This window comes from Enterobacter sp. UNJFSC 003 (assembly GCF_036903355.1).
In the GTDB taxonomy this organism is placed as follows: Bacteria; Pseudomonadota; Gammaproteobacteria; order Enterobacterales; family Enterobacteriaceae; genus Enterobacter.
On record NZ_JBAKHK010000371.1, the window covers coordinates 1 to 232 of the forward strand.

At 51.3% G+C, this 232-nt stretch carries 1 protein-coding gene; it reads right to left on the bottom strand.

Annotation, left to right across the window (positions count from 1 at the left end; all coding sequences use genetic code 11):
- Window positions 1-232: molybdopterin-dependent oxidoreductase (locus V5P19_RS24600; protein ID WP_334408123.1), on the bottom strand; the 232-nt coding region annotated here is incomplete at both ends.

Below are 232 nucleotides of genomic sequence, written 5' to 3' on the forward strand. Positions count from 1 at the left end.
GGCGAATAGGGAGCCATTCATCTTCACGACCAGCAGCCGTATCGGTATATCGCGGATCGATAACAATCATTTTGGCGTTCGATTTCTCGCGCGCTTTTTCAAGAAGATAAGTGATGCCACCGCCGCTCATGCGGGTTTCTGCCGGGTTGTTACCAAACATCACGACCAGCTTGCTGTTTTCAATATCCGTGGTGCTGTTGCCATCATTACTGCCGTAGGTGTAGGGCATGGC